The following is a 14,662-nucleotide window of genomic DNA, read 5'->3' as shown; positions in this document are numbered from 1 at the left end:
TACTTGCGTCACGACAGGACTGCCCGCTGCCTTCGCTGGGCCTGTCCCCGCCGAACGTTCCCCGGTGTCTGCGGCACGCCCGCAGCGGTGTCGCTCCGCAGGTTCGAGGTCGGGCGGCCGGACCCGGAGGCGTTCCGCGCCGCTGGTCGGCTTATCCGGGACACCAGGGGCGGACAGGCGCAGCAGCCCCGGCGCGAGCGGCGCACGCGCCATGCCGCTCGCCGCCGCTGCCCGCCGGACATCCCGGCAGGCAGCGGCGCAGGACGAGACTCATCCGGTCGCGGTGCGACTCCGTGAGCATGGTCCGCGGCGGGCCGGGGGACATCGACCCCGCCGGCGACGGTGATCCCGGAGGCCACGGTGTTCACCGGCCGGGCAGTGCGGGAACATCGGCTCTGCCGATCCGGACGGTCTCATGGCCACCGGCGAACCGGTCCCTACCGTCGTCACGTGCGCGACCTGCGTTGAATCGCCGAAGCGGAGGCTCGGGGCCGTCGCCTCGGTGGCGGTCGCCGAGCGGCATTCCCTGATCGGCGAGGGCTTTGGCGGCAGGGGACGGCCTGTGCCGCGTCGGCCGTCGTCACGCTGTCATCGGCACCGAAGCCGCTGATCGCGGACGTGGCTCACTGCAGTTTGCTTGCGAGACGGGGCAGCAGGCGCAGTGCGTTGTCCCGGGCGATGGCGCGGTGTGCGCGGCGGTCCACGCCGGGGTCGCGGTCGAAGTCCACGGTGCCGCGCCTCACCTCGGGGGCGGTGACGGCGGGCCAGTCGGTGCCGAACAGCACGCGGTCGGCGCCGACCGCGTTGAGCAGGGTCGGGGTGGCGTACGGGGACATCGGCAGCGCCGTGTCGTAGTAGAAGCGCCGCAGCGCTCGCCAGGTCCGCGCCGGGTCGGGCCCGCCGTCCTCCCTGCCCCAGCGCTCGACGCGGGCGACGATGTACGGCAGGAACCCGCCCGCGTGCGACAAGATGATCGATAGCCGCCGGTAGCGGTCCAGGACCCCGGCGGCGATCAGGCTGAGCGCGGTCCGCGTGGTGTCGAGCAGGAAGTCGCCCAGCCACTCTCCGACCTCGGGCACCTCGACGATCCCCTTCGGTGCGAAGGGATGGGCGAACACGACGGCGCCGCGGCGGTCGAGCTCGGCCAGCAGCGGGTCGAACATCGGGTCGCCGAGGTAGTGCCCGGCGGCCGAGGTGTTGAGCAGCACCCCGTCGGCGCCCAGCTCGTCCAGCGCGTACTCGATCTGCTGCAGCGCCAGGTCAAGGTGGAGCATGGCCACGTTGGCGAAGAAGCCGAACCGGGTGGGATGGTCGCGTACCAGCTCGGCGAGGGACTCGTTGCACACGCGCACGCCCGACTCGGCGGTCTTGCGGTCCGCGAACACCTCGGCCGGCACGGGCGCGGAGGCCACGCCCACGGCGATGTTGTTGGCCTCCATGGTCTCCAGTGTGCTCGGCAGGGTCCAGTGGGCCCAGGAGGGGCCGCCGGTGGGCGGGATGATGCCCTGCTCGACCGCCCACAGCCGCATCCTGCGCGGCACGGCGTGGTGGTGGGTGTCGATGCGTCCGTACGAGGGGCGGTGCGTGCTCGCGGCGGCGCCGCGCACCGGGATGGCGGTGACGGCCGCCGCCATCCCGGTCGCCGCGGTCAGCTTGAGGGTGCTCCGACGGGTCAGCTCGGGCATGAGTGCTCCTACTGAAGACTCGTGAGATAATCTCGGCTGAGACTATATCAGGTGCTACTAGACTGGGCGCATGCTGAAGGACCTGCTCGAGCGCCTGCTGTCCGGGAAGGACAGCCCGGCCGCCGATCAGGTGGGGCTCGGCATGCTGCTGGCCGAGGCCCACAACAGGAGCCGGGCGCGCATCAACGAGGCCCTGCGTCCGCTGGGCATCGACGTCCGCGGACTCACCGTGCTGTTGGCGCTGCCCCTGTACGGCCCGGTCAGCCAGCGGGACCTGATCGCCCGTATCGGCATCGACAAGTCCACGATGGTGCGGATCATCGACGAGCTGGAGGACAAGGGGCTGGTCTCCCGCCGGCGGGCGCCGCAGGACCGCCGCGCGTACCAGATCGTGCTGACGGGCCGCGGCGAGCAGACCCTGGACAAGGCGCGCCGGATCGCCGAGCGGACGGGGGAGGAGATCTTCGGCCGGCTCACCGGCGACGAGCGCCGCCACCTCGTCGACCTGCTGCGACGCCTGGCGGAGGAACCCTCCTGACCCGAGCCTCGCCGGACGAGCTGGTCGTCCGCCGGTGCCGCTCGCCCGTGCGGACACGGCCCCGATCAGGTGAGCGCGGTTCGGCCGCTGCGGGCAGGTCAGGACGCGCCGGGTCTGCGCGCGAGAACGAGCCCGTAGCGCGGGCTGCCGTCCTCGCGACGTCCCAGGGCGGTCAGGGGAGCGGTCGTCACGGTGAATCCGGCCGCCGACAGGTCGTCGCGGACCGCGTGCAGCGGGCACGTGCGGTAGTACATGACGAACGGGGGACGCCACACGGCGTTGCGGACCCGCATGGCCAGGTCGAACCCGAGCAGCGCCCAATACCAGGGCGAGGTGGCGGGCTGCGGAGCGCCGATCGGGAAGGCGAACAGCCCGCCGGGCCGCAGCGCGCGGTACACCCCGGCGAACAGCGCGGGACGTTCGGCGGGCAGGAAGTGCCCGAGCGCTCCGAAGCTGACCGCGAGGTCGAAGTCCCCGGCGAAGCGCAGGTCGCGCACGTCGGCCCGCACCCACTCGGCTTCCGGGTGCGCCCTGCGCGCCTGCGCGAGCATGCCCGCGCTGAAGTCCACACCCGTGATCCGCCCCTGGCACAGGGGGCGCAGGACCCGCATGCCCGCACCCGTGCCGCAGCACACGTCCAAACCCTGCCCGAAGGGCCCCAGCGGACGAAGCGCGTCGGCGGTCGCGTCGAGAACGGCGTCCGGAGTGCGGAACGGCGTGTGGTCGAACTTCGGCGCGAGCAGGTCGTAGCCGCGCTCGACAGAGGACAGCGCCTGCACCGTCAGTTCACGCAGCGAGGGGCCTTTGGGCGAGAACACCGCCCAAGCCTACTTCCGGGCCCTCGGCCGCGTGCCGCGGCCATCCGGCGGCCCGCGCCGACATCGGCCGTGCACCCTGACGTAACCCCAGGTCAGCCGACTTCTTGCGAGCGGATGTGGAGCGCGCACTTCGAAGGCGACGGCGTGGGCGCAGTTGACCGCGGCTTTGGGCTCTGGCGAGGATGCGGGTGAGAGCGATCCGAAGGAGTCACGGCATGGCGATGGCGATCGAGCGACAGCAGCGCGCAATGCTCGGCCATCGCCAGAACTTCTTCGGGCGCCCGGTGTCGTTCACCACCATCGCCTGGAACTACAGCGGCCGAATCTGGGACGTCGAACGGCCCGAGGACGGAGAACCAGCCCGTCGGCACACCGTCAGGTGTCCGGTGTGCCAGGAAACGCTGACCTATGCCGTGCACAGCATCGCGGCGACGCGGCGAAGGCGGGTCCGCCAGTTGATCGCGGCCGTCGTCTTCCTGATCGCCACGGTACCGGTGTTCTGCCTGATCATGCTGGACCCCGGTAGTCCCGTCGTGCTGTCCATCGCGTACGGCGGCGGAAGCCTGACGTTCATCACCGGCTGGCTGCTCGCCTGCGCCGCCGGCCAGGAAAAGGGGTTCGCCGGTCACGGGTCCGCCTGGCCCGGATACCTCAAACACAGGGTGTTCGTCCCGAACACCAAGGACGGCCGCTGGGTCTGACACGCTCCCTGGCCTAGCAGGGGCGGTGATCTGCCGTATCACGCGGCATTTCTGCGGCGATGGCGCCGCTGGTCGGTTCGGGGGCCGCCTGGCCGAAAGGCGCGTGCCCCTGGCGCTGGGCTGCGACGCCGTCTTGGGAGAGGTTCTGGCGGCGATCAGGTGAATCCTCGAACGTCGGACGGCGGATGCCTCTACGGTCGAACCATGGTCGACCTCACCGAGTACGAACGGCGCGGCGACCTCGACGCGCCATTCGAACTGACCAGGAAGCACGAGCGGGCGCAGAAAACGGCCGAGCGCATCCGCGAAGCGGTGCGGTGCGATGTCGCTCCGTTGACGTGGGAAGCCTACGTCGCGGGAGAGCCGTGTCCCGGTTGCGGTCTCCCGTATCGAGACGGGGAACCTTGGGACTTCAAGGGCACCATGTACTTCACGGAGGAGGAGCGCGCCCGCTACGACGCTGAGGAGGCGCGGTTCAAGAAGGCGCACGGCGACTGCCGCTCTCATCGCCACTCGGTCTCGGGATCGCTGACCATGCACTGCGGCAAGTGCTGCCCGCCGCCGCCGCTGTCGCCACGGCAGATCGAGAAGATCGGCCGCCTCCTCGGGACTCCGAAGCAGCCCCATGAACTGATGCGGTGGCGCCTCCGGTTGTACTGCGGCCACGTCGTGGAGGAGCAGGCGCACTACACGCACAAGACCCTTCACTCGGCGTTCACGGGCTCCACTTCGTGCCCCGAGTGCGGTCTCGATCCGGCGACCATCGTGGACGGCGAGGCCGTCGGCCTCGTGGAGGAGCCGCCTGGTCCGGCCAAGCCGTCACCTGCCGCGCCACCCCGCCGGTCCACCAAGCCGCGGAAGCCCACGAGAGCCGAGCTGGAGGCGAGAGTGCGCGAACTGGAAGCGGAGGTCGCGCGGCTTCGCGGTTCGTAGCCGCGACGGGACATCGCCGCCCACGGCGGGCCGATTCGGCTTCCACGCCCGCATGACCCGCGAACCGCCGTCGGACTGCCTCCTGTGGGAGCACATGCTCACGTCCCAGAGCGTCGTGACCAGGCAGGGGACGTGATGCCGCCCGGCGCGGACTTCTGGCTGTTCGACCACAGGCGATGTTCACTGGTGCAGGCCCGTTCGATCATCAACCGCGCTGGTCGGGGTGGTCGGTGAGCAGTGCGAGGCCGTGGGCGATGGCGTTGCGGGTGGTCTCGTTGCCCGCCACCACCAGCCGCACCCGGCGGCTTCGCCTGGGCGACCTCCTGAGGGCCGCAACCCGGTGTCATGTCCAGGGCCGCACTGCAGATCACCATGTGGCGAGGCCGCAAATCGGTGCGGAGACGCCGCCGACCGAGACCGTGCGCCCAGCTCCGCGCCGTCGCGGCATGGCATTGTCGGCTCGGAGCCGGACCGCCCGTGCTTCCCCGCCGCGCCGCCAGTCCTCGATGCCCGGCGGGGTAGGCCGCTACGCGGTCCGCCTGCATGGTCAACTCCCCCTTGCCCAGTCTCGATCCGGTGGGACGCGATCCCGGCGTGTCGGCGGAGCTCACCGACGGGATCGTTCAGGAACGAGGCGCTGACGACCGGGGATGCGTTGTCGGACGTGTCGGCGCGTGCGGTCCTCTCACGTGCTCCATCACGTCGGAGGGGATCCGGACGACCCGTGCGGGCGATTCGCCGATCCATGTCACAAGATCCGTCGCAGTCCCTCGCGCGCTCGGGGAACCCGCCGACGCTCACGACCGCAGCGCACCTACCGCTGCGGAGGGGCCGACCCGCCGGCCTGGCCGAAGGAGAGGTGCCCACGCGGAACCGGCTCCGTCGCGAGGGGCGAGATGGAGTCGCTGCCGACGTTCCGGCAGGTGACGTGGCTGTCTGCGCGACGTCGCACCGGATGGGCACCGGCACGTGGCCTCCGTCCGCCATACCGGAGGCCGTGTTCGACTCCGAGGGCATCGACCTGGACTCCACGGAGCGGGCCGCGGGCGGCGCCGCCGCACGCAGGCACGGCGGGCCGCACTTCGCCGGTCGGCAGGGCGACATCTGCGATCCCGGCGTCCGCCGTACGTCCACGCCTCCTCCCGGCCGTCGGCAGGCGCTTCATCATGGACGCGAAGAAGCCGTATCGCGGTTCCCGACGCCCGCGTAGATCAGCGGGACGGTCGGGCCTCCCTCGTACCACCGGCGCGGATACACCGGGAGCACCGTGTCGGCTTCTTCGGCCGCGTCCGGGTAACGGTCCCCCCCATTCCGCGCCGACTTGGTACAGGTCGGCGTCGATCGTCATGGCGGCGGCCGCGTCGTTCTCCGCGCAGCAGCGGAACAGCGCGAAGAGATCGCGGCTTTCCGGCATCAGGGCGCGTCGCGGCATTCTGGTCCGCGTGGCGGCGAATATCTCGGCCATGGCGTCCGGGAGTTGTTGTCCACGTTGGCGGGCAGGCGGTCGTCGCGGTATCGCGAACGGGATATCGCCTGATCCGCCGGTCTTCTCGATGTTCTTGGGTAGTGCAGACGGCGAGCCGCTTCCCGAGAGAGCCGTCCGTCTTTCACGTCAGCTGCTCGGCTGTGGCCTCCGAGCCGAAAAGACCGGGCGCAGTATCCGCCGCCGCACAGGACCATTGCGTCACGGTTGAGGGATTCTGATGCAACGGACTTGGCCCGCGCGTCCGCCGACGCCTTCCGCTCGGCCCGCCCGCAGTTCGCCTCCGTCGTGGACACGCCGGATCCGACCTTCATGCAGTGCAGTGCGATGGGGAGGCCGAACGCCCCCAGACCAGCGAAACAGATGCTGTTGCAGGACCAATGTCCGGGGGAGCTGCACCACACACTCCTTGCCGTCAGCGGCGGGCGCCTGCGGTATGCCGTCCGGTGCCCGCCAGTCCGCGCCAGCGAGAATCGAACCCGCCCCTGCTGCTCGTCGCGCTCATGGAGAACCGCCGAGGCAGTGGTCAAGAACCCGTCTTGGTGATTTCGGCAGGCGGCTTTTTTGTAGAGGCGCGGATGCCGGTATATGTCGCGTCCGGTGATCGTTTCTTGTCGTGCGAGACATGTGGACACTGCCATGGTGATGTGTATGTGCGACGACATGCGGGCCTCATTCGAGCAGGCCGTAGAAGCGGACATTCGGGAACACGGCTGAGGTCAATAAGATGTCCCGCAAGCGTGCGCTCGGATGGTGGCGATCGGCACGCCTAATCGAGAGGGGTGTGCTAGCCTGTTCGCCTGTGACGCGATACAAGAGGGTCGTCGTGAAGCTCAGCGGCGAGGCTCTGGCAGGCGAGTCCGGTTGGGGCGTCAGCCAGCAGATGCTGCAGCGGCTCGCTGACGAAATCATCGCCCTGTACGACAACGACATCCGGGTTGCCGTCGTCATCGGAGGCGGCAACTACTTCCGCGGTCGAATGGCCGCCAGTTGGGGCATTTCCCACGCCGAGGCCGACAATATCGGAATTCTCGGTACGGTGATGAACGCGTTGATGCTGCGCGGCGTTCTGACCGCCCGCACCGACGCGGACATCCGGGTCATGACGGCGATTCCGATCCAGTCGGTCGCGGAGCCGTTCATCCGGCTCCGGGCCATGCGTCACCTCGACCACGGCTGCATCGTGCTGCTGGCGGGCGGCATCGGGCAGCCCTACGTCACCACCGACTACCCGTCGGTCCAGCGGGCGCTCGAACTGGAGGCCGACGCCCTCCTGGTGGCCAAACGCGGCGTCGACGGCGTCTACGACCGCGATCCGAACGTGCATCCGGACGCCGAGCGGTACCAGACGCTGCGCTACGAGGAGGCCATCACGCGCGGCATCTCCATCATGGACAGGAGCGCGTTCATCCTGGCGCACGAACAGGGCCTCACCATGCACATCTTCGATGTGACCCGGCGCGGCGCCATGCTCGACGTCTGCAACGGCGAGGACATCGGCACCACCGTCCAGGCATGAGTTCCGGCCGTTCACCGGCCGCCGACGACGCCTCATCCCGCACGCGCGAACAGCGGACGCGACGACCGCGAGACCCCTGGCACGGCGGCGCGTCCGGCTCTCCGGGCACGTGCCGCGCACCGTGACTCAGCCGGTCGGCCGCCCGTCGCCCGCACGGCCGGGGGCCCACCCGCACGGCCAGATCCGCGCCCACCCGTTCACGACGCCGCGGACGTCCCGCAGGCTCGGGGCGGCCGCGCGGTACGGGGACCTGCACACCGACGTGCTGGACGCGGAGCGCCGCGCGGGCGTCCGGCTCGTCGCGGAGAACGCGCACTGGACCACCGCGTTCGTCCCGGCGGCGGAGCGCTTGCCGGTGGAGGTCCACCTGTACCCGCGCCGCAGGGCGAAGACGATCCCCGACCTCGACGCGCGGAACGCGACGCGTTCGTCGCGCTCTACCTGGACCTGCCGGCCCGCTTCGACCGGCTGTGCGACGCGCCGCTGCCGTACATCGCCGCGTGGCACCAGGGCCCGGTGGACGACCCTGACGACCTCGGGTACCTGCACCTCCAGCTGTTCTCGATCCGGCGGTCGGCGGACAAGCCGAAGTGCCTCGCCGGATCCGAGTCGGGCATGGGCGCCTTCGTCGCCGACGCCCTCCCCGAGCAGGCGGCGCGCCGCATGCGGGAGGTGTGAGCGTGCGCGGCGGAGTGTGGTCCGCGCCGGGACGGATCGACATCATCGGCGAGCACACCGACTACAGCGGCGGCTTCGCGCCGGCGCGCCGCACCGTCGTGCGCGCCCGGCCCCGCGCCGACGGCCGCATCGCGGCGGTGTCCGCCGGGTACGGCGCGGTCGAGTTCCCCGCCGCGACGGTCCCGGGCGAGGTCACCGGGTGGGGAGCCCACGCACGCGGAGAACGGGTACGTCGGCGCGCCCGCCGGCGTCATGGACCAGATGGCGTCCCTCCACGGAGGAGATGCTCGTCGGCGCGCGACGCCTGACCGCCGAGCCCGTCCCGTGCGACTTCGGGGCCGCGGGGCTCGACCTGCTCGTGGTCGACACCCGGTCGCCGCACCGGAACGCGGACGGCGCGTTACGGCGTGCGCCGCCGGACCTGCGCCGCGGCGGCGCGGGCCCTCGGCGTCGCGGACCTGCGCGACGGGACCGACCTCGACGGCGCCCTCGCCCGCCTCGCCGATCCCGTTGCCGCGCGGCGCGTCCGGCACGTCGTGCGGGAGAACACCCGGGTTCTTGCGGCCGCCGGGCTGCTGCGGGCGGGCCGGGCGCCGGGAGGTCGGACCGCTGCTCACCGCCTCCCACGCCTCGTTCCGGGACGACTACGAGGTGTCCGCCGCCGAACTCGACACGGCCGTCGATGCGGCGCTCGCGGCCGGGCGCCCCGATGATCGCCCGGCGGCTTCGGCGGATCGGTGCTCGCGCCGGTCGAGCGGGACGGCCGGGGCGCCGTCGAGGCCGCCGTGTTGGACGCGTTCGCATGGCGCGGGTTCACCGCGCCCGGTTTCCACATGGCGCGCCCGTCGCGGGGCGCCGGGCGGGCCGGATGACCGGCCCGCCCCGCCCGCGGGCCGGGCCGTCCGGTCAGTCGAGCGCGTTCGCGAACATGCCGGGCTTGTAGGAGCCGGCCGGGGTCCGCACGATCACGTTCATCCGGTTGGCGGCGTTGATCATCGCGACCAGCGCGATCAGCGTGCCGACCTGGTCGTCGTCGAAGTGCTCCCGCACCCGCGCCCAGGTCTGGTCGGACACGCCGCCGCCCGCGTCCGCGAGCCGGGTGCCCTCCTCGGCGAACGCGAGCGCCGCCCGCTCGGCCTCGCTGAACACGGTCGCCTCCCGCCACGCCGCCACCAGGTGCAGCCGGACGGCCTCCTCCCCGGCGGCCGCGGCCTCCTTGGTGTGGATGTCGATGCACATCGCGCAGCCGTTGATCTGGCTGATGCGCAGCATCACCAGCTCGCGGACGGACTTCGGCAGCGGCGACGCCTCCAGGACCGAGCCGGCGGCGTACACGCGCTTGGCGAACTTCGCCGCGGTCTCGCTGGCGAACAGGTCGAATCGGGGTTCCATGGCATGCTCCTCACTGGTGGGCGCGGGCCGCGCGGCCTCCGCGCGGCGTCCTGACGACCACGAGACGCCGCCGGACCAGGCCCCGTGACGGCGCACCGGTGTGACGTACGCCACGGGCCCGGGGCGTCACGGACCGGCGGGCACCGGCACCGTATGCGTGCACGACGAGCCGAGACGGGCAGGAGCCGACCATGAGCGAGCCGCACACCGACGCACCGGCCACCCGCCCCGCGGACCCGGCCACCGAGGTGTTCGTCTCCCACCGCAACCTGCTGTTCACCGTCGCCTACGAGATGCTCGGCTCCGCCGCGGACGCCGAGGACGTGCTGCAGGAGACGTGGCTGCGCTGGGTCGGCGTCGACCTCGCCGGGGTGCGGGAGCCGCGCGCCTACCTCGTCCGGATCGTCACCCGGCAGGCGCTGATACGGCTGCGGACGCTGCGCCGCCGCAAGGAGTCCTACATCGGCCCGTGGCTGCCCGAACCGCTGCTGACCTCGCCGGACGTCGCCGAGGACGTCGAGCTCGCCGAGAGCGTCTCGATGGCGATGCTGCTGGTGCTGGAGACCCTCGGCCCGACCGAGCGCGCGGTGTTCGTGCTGCGCGAGGTGTTCGACCTCGGCTATGACGAGATCGCCGAGGCGGTCGGCAAGAGCCGGGACGCCGTCCGGCAGATCGCCCACCGGGCGCGCGCGCATGTCGCCGCCCGCCGCCCGCGCGTCCCCGTCTCCCCGGCCGAGTCGCAGGCGGCGCTCGACGCGTTCCGGCGGGCGCTCGAGACGGGCGACCTGCAGGGCCTCGTCGACAGGCTCGCGCCGGACGTCGTCCTCCTCGGCGACGGCGGCGGCGTCCGGCAGGCCGTGGTGCGGCCGATCGTGGGGGCCCGCAAGGTGGCCCGCCTGCTGGAGGCCGGGCGGGCCAGGGTGGCGGACGCCGTCTCCTACGAGCCGGTGCAGGTCAACGGACGCCCCGGGCTGCTCGTCCGGATCGACGGCGAGATCGACAGCGTCGTCGCGCTGCGGATCGACGACGGCCTGATCACCGGCCTCTACATCGTGCGGAACCCGGAGAAGCTGTCCCACATCGGCCACGAGACCACCGTGACCCGCTGACCCGCCCGCCTCAGCGGCCCCGCCAGAACGGGGCGCGTCCGATCGCGGACATCGCGAACACCAACACCCGCCTCAGACCGGCCCGCGCACCCGCCAAGACCCCGTCGCGCCCGTGCCCAGAGCCCGCCCGCGTACCCCGGCGCATCGAAGGCACTTCGTCCGACCCCAGCTGGCGGCGGTCAGGTCGTGGGCAGCGCCGCCGAGGCCCGGATCGGGCGGCCTCGGGGCGTGAAGCGCCTTGGAGAGACCCTCCGACGGCGTCCGTACATGCTCGCGTACCTGCGCAAGCCCGCCGAGGTCCACCCCGAGGTGCTGGAGTACCTGGAGAGGGGCCGGTCGGCATTGGACCCCTGCCCGGGCCGGCTCCTCGTGCACGGAGGGGCGCTGGGGGTCCGGGAGGGGCAGTGGCCCGGGGACGTCGTGCTGGTGGAGTCCCCGTCGACGAAACACGCAGGCGACTCCTGCGACTCGGCCGCCTATCAGGAGATCAAGCCGCTGCGTACCGCCCGTCTCGAGGGCGACCTGGTCATCGTGGACGGCGCCGACCCCGACCACGACTCGGCCGAGATGGCCGCCGCACTGCGCGCCGCCGGACGCTGCCGCTCTTCGCCCCCCGTAGTGACAGCGGCCGCTTTGGACTTGGCATGGCCCCGGCCGTGCTCGCGCAGGTGATGCATGACGTGCGCGTACGCGCTCGTCAGAGAGCCGTGTGCGCCGGGGCGTCGCTCGCACGGTTCTCGGGCAGGTCGAAGCAGAACTTCCGGTATTCGGTGCCCTCGTCGGCGAGGATGCCGCCGAGGGAGTGGTTGAACACCGCCGCGATGTGAACCCCGCCCGCCGCGTCCCCGCGTCAGTAGCGGGCCGGGCCGCCGTTGGCGCGGACGGCGTCCGCCGCCGCTTCGGCGAAGGCACGGACGCGCGCCGTGACACCGGCCGTACGCCACACCACGGCCACGTGCGTCGGCGGGGCATCCTCGATCGGGACGAAGGCGATGTCGGGACGGGCGTAGTACCGCTCGACGGACGCCGCCACCGGCGAGATGCCCTGCCCGGCCGCGACCAGGGCGAGCAGCTCCTGGAAGGTGGCCACGGACTGCCCCCTCGGGACGGTCCGGCCACTGGGGGTCTGGGCGGGGACGTGGAAGTCCCACCAGTACCGCGGCGCGGGCCCGGTCACGCCGAAGACCGTGTCGTGGGCCAGGTCCTCGAGCGAGACACTGCGGCGGCGGGCGAACGGGTGCCGGGCGGCGACGGCCAGCACCCGGGGCTCCGACAGCACCACGGGGCCCACGGTGAGATCGGGCTCCTCGACCGGCAGGCGGGTCAGCAGCACGTCCACGTCCCCGTCGCGGAGGGGGCCGAGCGGGTCGGCGAAGTGCGTCTCGCGCATCAGGATCTCGCAGCCCGGATGCCGGGAGCGGAACCCGTCCATGATCGCGGCGGTCAGCTCGCCGGCTCCGGTGCCGAGGAAGCCGACGCGCAGCACGCCCTGGACGCCTCTGGCCGCGGCGATCGCCCGCTCCACCGCGGAGTCGAGCTGCCGGACGACCGGCTCCAGCTCGGCGTGCAGCCGCGCGCCCAGTGGAGTGAGCGTCACCCGGCGGCTCGTCCGCTCGAACAGCGGGGCACCGATCCGGCGTTCCAGCTTCCTGATCGTCTGGCTGACCCGGGCCTGCGACAGGCGCAGGCGTTCGGCGGTACGGCCGAAGTGCAGCTCCTCGGCCAGCACCAGGAAGCTCTCGATCTCGTGGCGCTCCAACATCGATAACTCTCACTTATGGGTCGTGATCCGCTTCGTCATTGTTCCGGACCTGCCCGCGGACGAGGCTCTGGAAGGTGTCGAGGAACGACGGCAACGGAGTGAGGTCGCGATGACGGCAGTGAGCGAAGCGTCGGCGGCACCGGCCGCGCGGCGGGACGGGCGGATCTGCGGACGGGAGTGGTGGACCCTGCTGGTCGCCATGACGGGCACGTTCATGGCGATCATGGACTCGTTCATCGTGAACGTGGCGCTGCCCTCCGTCCGCGCCGAGCTGGACGCCTCGTTCGCCCAGGCCGAGCTGGCCGTGAGCGGTTACGTGCTGGTGTACGGGCTGCTGCTGGTCACCGGCGGACGGCTCGGCGACCTGTTCGGCGCCCGGCGGCTGTTCCTGATCGGGACGGTGGTCTTCACGCTGGCCTCGCTGGCCGCCGGGCTCGCCGGCGATCCGGTGACGTTGATCGCTTTCCGGGCGGCGCAGGCCGCGGGGGCGGCGCTGTTCTATCCGCAGGTGCTGGCAGTGCTGCAGATCGTGTTCACCGGCCGCGCCCGGGCCACGGCGTTCGCCGTCTTCGGCGCCACGATCGGGCTGGCCTCCATCGCCGGGCAGGCGATCGGCGGCCTGCTGATCCACCTCGACCTGTTCGGGCTCGGCTGGCGCAACGTGTTCCTGGTGAACGTGCCGCTCGGACTGCTCGCCCTGATCGGTGCCGCCCGCACCCTGCCGGCCGGGCACACCGCCGACGGCGACGCCGGGCACGCCTGCAGCCTGGACCTTGCCGGCGTCGGCCTGCTCAGCGCCGCACTGCTGTTGCTGATCGGCCCGCTCACGCTGGGCCAGCAGGCCGGCTGGCCGGCCTGGACGTGGTTCTCGCTGGGCGCCGCCCTGCCCGCCGCCGCGGCGTTCCTGGCCTGGGAACGCCGCCTGGCCTCGCGCGGCGGGAGCCCGCTGATCGACCCGGCGCTGTTCAGGCTGCGGACGTTCGCGGCCGGCAACGCGATCGCGGTGGCGTTCTTCGCCGGCAATGCGGGCCTGTTCTTCGTGCTCACCCTGCACCTGCAGAACGGCATGGGCTACTCCCCGCTGGCCGCGGGGCTCACCTTCGTCCCGCTCGCGGTGACGTTCTCGCTGGCCTCGATGCTGGCGCCCCGGCTGCAGGGCCGGTACGGCCGCCATGTGCTCACCTGGGGATACGTGATCAACGCCGTGGGCACGCTGGCGCTGCTGATCACCGCGTGGGCGGCCGGGACGGGGCTGACCGGCTGGATCATGTTGCCGGCGCTGGCCGTGATCGGCTTCGGGGAGGGCCTGGGTGTCAGCCCGCTGATGGGAAGCGTCCTGGCCGGGGTGCCCGCCAGGAGCGCCGGTTCGGCGGGCGGCGTGCTGGAGACCGCGGGACAGGTGGGCATGTCGCTCGGTGTCACGGTGCTCGGCCTGCTGTTCTCCGCGGCGCTCGGCGGAACGCACGACGCCGCCGCCGCGCCGGACGCCTACACCGACGCCTTCACGGTCACGCTGGTCGGCAACCTGGCCCTCGCCCTGGCGGCGATGGCATTGCTGCCGCCGCTCGTCCGCAAGCACTGATATCCGATCACCGACTGGGCAAGGGGCTCGCATGAAGGCCATCCGCGTCCGCAGCCCGCAGGCCGGGGGCGACGGGCTCGTCCTGGAAGACGTTCCGTACCGCACGCCGCCGAGAACGATGTCATCGTCAAGGTCCACGCGGCCGGGTTCACACCGGGCGAGCCGAGCTGGCCGGGGACCTGGACCGACCGGGCTGGCCGCGACCGCGCCCCGGCCGTCCCCGGCCACGAGGTCTCCGGCGAGGTGGCCGGGCTCGGCCTGGGCACCACCGGCCTGACTTTCGGCCGGCGCTTCTTCGGCCTCACCGGCTGGACCCGCGACGTCGCCGCGATCGCCGCCGAGGTCGATGGCACGCGCCGCCAACCTGGCCGCGCCGCTCGTCAAGGCCGCGACGCCACTCGCCTAGATGTTCTGTCCCGACAGGTTGGTGACGCGGCTGGCGGGTGGGAGGCCGCCGAGTGC

The 14,662-nt window shown here is 72.1% G+C and carries 13 protein-coding genes and 2 pseudogenes; 11 read left to right on the top strand and 4 right to left on the bottom strand.

The features are described 5' to 3' along the window. Positions 1-623 precede the first annotated feature (623 nt). Complete coding sequence (locus tag ABD879_RS01545) at positions 624-1,685, bottom strand: amidohydrolase family protein (RefSeq protein ID WP_345016625.1); 1,062 nt, start codon at positions 1,683-1,685, stop codon at positions 624-626. 70 nt (positions 1,686-1,755) lie between these two features. Here ABD879_RS01545 and ABD879_RS01540 point away from each other — a divergent pair, with 70 nt between their 5' ends. Then, the gene (locus ABD879_RS01540; RefSeq protein WP_345016623.1) at positions 1,756-2,223 is read left to right on the top strand and encodes a MarR family winged helix-turn-helix transcriptional regulator; all 468 of its coding nucleotides are present in this window, start codon (positions 1,756-1,758) and stop codon (positions 2,221-2,223) included. 98 nt (positions 2,224-2,321) lie between these two features. Here ABD879_RS01540 and ABD879_RS01535 read toward each other — a convergent pair whose 3' ends face one another. Then, on the bottom strand, positions 2,322-3,041 hold the full coding sequence (locus tag ABD879_RS01535; RefSeq protein ID WP_345016621.1) for a class I SAM-dependent DNA methyltransferase: 720 nt from the start codon (positions 3,039-3,041) through the stop codon (positions 2,322-2,324). Positions 3,042-3,256: 215 nt separating this feature from the next. On the opposite strand from ABD879_RS01535, the gene ABD879_RS01530 reads away from it, so the two are divergent. From ABD879_RS01530 to ABD879_RS32870, 5 genes and pseudogenes are all read left to right on the top strand, one after another. Further along, entirely contained in the window at positions 3,257-3,742 is a 486-nt protein-coding gene (locus tag ABD879_RS01530; RefSeq protein ID WP_345016619.1) for a cytochrome c-type biogenesis protein, read from the top strand. Between the two features lie 204 nt (positions 3,743-3,946). Then, complete coding sequence (locus ABD879_RS01525) at positions 3,947-4,675, top strand: hypothetical protein (RefSeq protein ID WP_345016617.1); 729 nt, start codon at positions 3,947-3,949, stop codon at positions 4,673-4,675. A gap of 2,285 nt (positions 4,676-6,960) precedes the next feature. Beyond that, on the top strand, positions 6,961-7,677 hold the full coding sequence (pyrH, locus tag ABD879_RS01520; RefSeq protein ID WP_345016615.1) for a UMP kinase: 717 nt from the start codon (positions 6,961-6,963) through the stop codon (positions 7,675-7,677). 166 nt (positions 7,678-7,843) lie between these two features. After that, a pseudogene (locus tag ABD879_RS01515) lies at positions 7,844-8,355 on the top strand (galactose-1-phosphate uridylyltransferase); the annotation flags it as partial. After that, a complete protein-coding gene (locus ABD879_RS32870) occupies positions 8,268-8,663 on the top strand; it encodes a galactokinase family protein (protein ID WP_425549609.1) in 396 nt (131 codons plus the stop codon). The pseudogene ABD879_RS01515 and the gene ABD879_RS32870, both read left to right, overlap by 88 nt. A 598-nt stretch (positions 8,664-9,261) precedes the next feature. On the opposite strand, the gene ABD879_RS01510 is transcribed toward ABD879_RS32870, so the two are convergent. Continuing rightward, positions 9,262-9,747: a carboxymuconolactone decarboxylase family protein gene (locus ABD879_RS01510; RefSeq protein ID WP_345016613.1), complete on the bottom strand. Its 486-nt coding sequence runs from the start codon at positions 9,745-9,747 to the stop codon at positions 9,262-9,264. 191 nt (positions 9,748-9,938) lie between these two features. On the opposite strand from ABD879_RS01510, the gene ABD879_RS01505 reads away from it, so the two are divergent. Together ABD879_RS01505 and ABD879_RS01500 are read left to right on the top strand one after the other, a co-directional pair. Next, entirely contained in the window at positions 9,939-10,856 is a 918-nt protein-coding gene (locus tag ABD879_RS01505; RefSeq protein ID WP_345016611.1) for an RNA polymerase sigma-70 factor, read from the top strand. Positions 10,857-11,123: 267 nt separating this feature from the next. Continuing rightward, positions 11,124-11,528, top strand: coding sequence for a DUF1330 domain-containing protein (locus ABD879_RS01500; RefSeq protein ID WP_345016609.1), 405 nt, complete (start codon positions 11,124-11,126; stop codon positions 11,526-11,528). Between the two features lie 178 nt (positions 11,529-11,706). On the opposite strand, the gene ABD879_RS01495 is transcribed toward ABD879_RS01500, so the two are convergent. Then, complete coding sequence (locus ABD879_RS01495; RefSeq protein WP_345016607.1) at positions 11,707-12,618, bottom strand: LysR family transcriptional regulator; 912 nt, start codon at positions 12,616-12,618, stop codon at positions 11,707-11,709. 109 nt (positions 12,619-12,727) lie between these two features. On the opposite strand from ABD879_RS01495, the gene ABD879_RS01490 reads away from it, so the two are divergent. From ABD879_RS01490 to ABD879_RS01485, 3 genes and pseudogenes are all read left to right on the top strand, one after another. Next, entirely contained in the window at positions 12,728-14,200 is a 1,473-nt protein-coding gene (locus ABD879_RS01490; protein ID WP_345016605.1) for an MFS transporter, read from the top strand. Between the two features lie 6 nt (positions 14,201-14,206). Next, positions 14,207-14,437: pseudogene (locus ABD879_RS32865) on the top strand (hypothetical protein); the annotation flags it as partial. A gap of 6 nt (positions 14,438-14,443) precedes the next feature. Then, a partial coding sequence (locus ABD879_RS01485; protein ID WP_345016603.1) for a hypothetical protein occupies positions 14,444-14,662 on the top strand: 219 nt, incomplete at its 3' end.

The organism is Actinomadura keratinilytica (genome assembly GCF_039539665.1).
Lineage (GTDB): Bacteria > Actinomycetota > Actinomycetes > Streptosporangiales > Streptosporangiaceae > Spirillospora > Spirillospora keratinilytica.
This window is presented reverse-complemented; position numbering and strand designations above follow the sequence as displayed.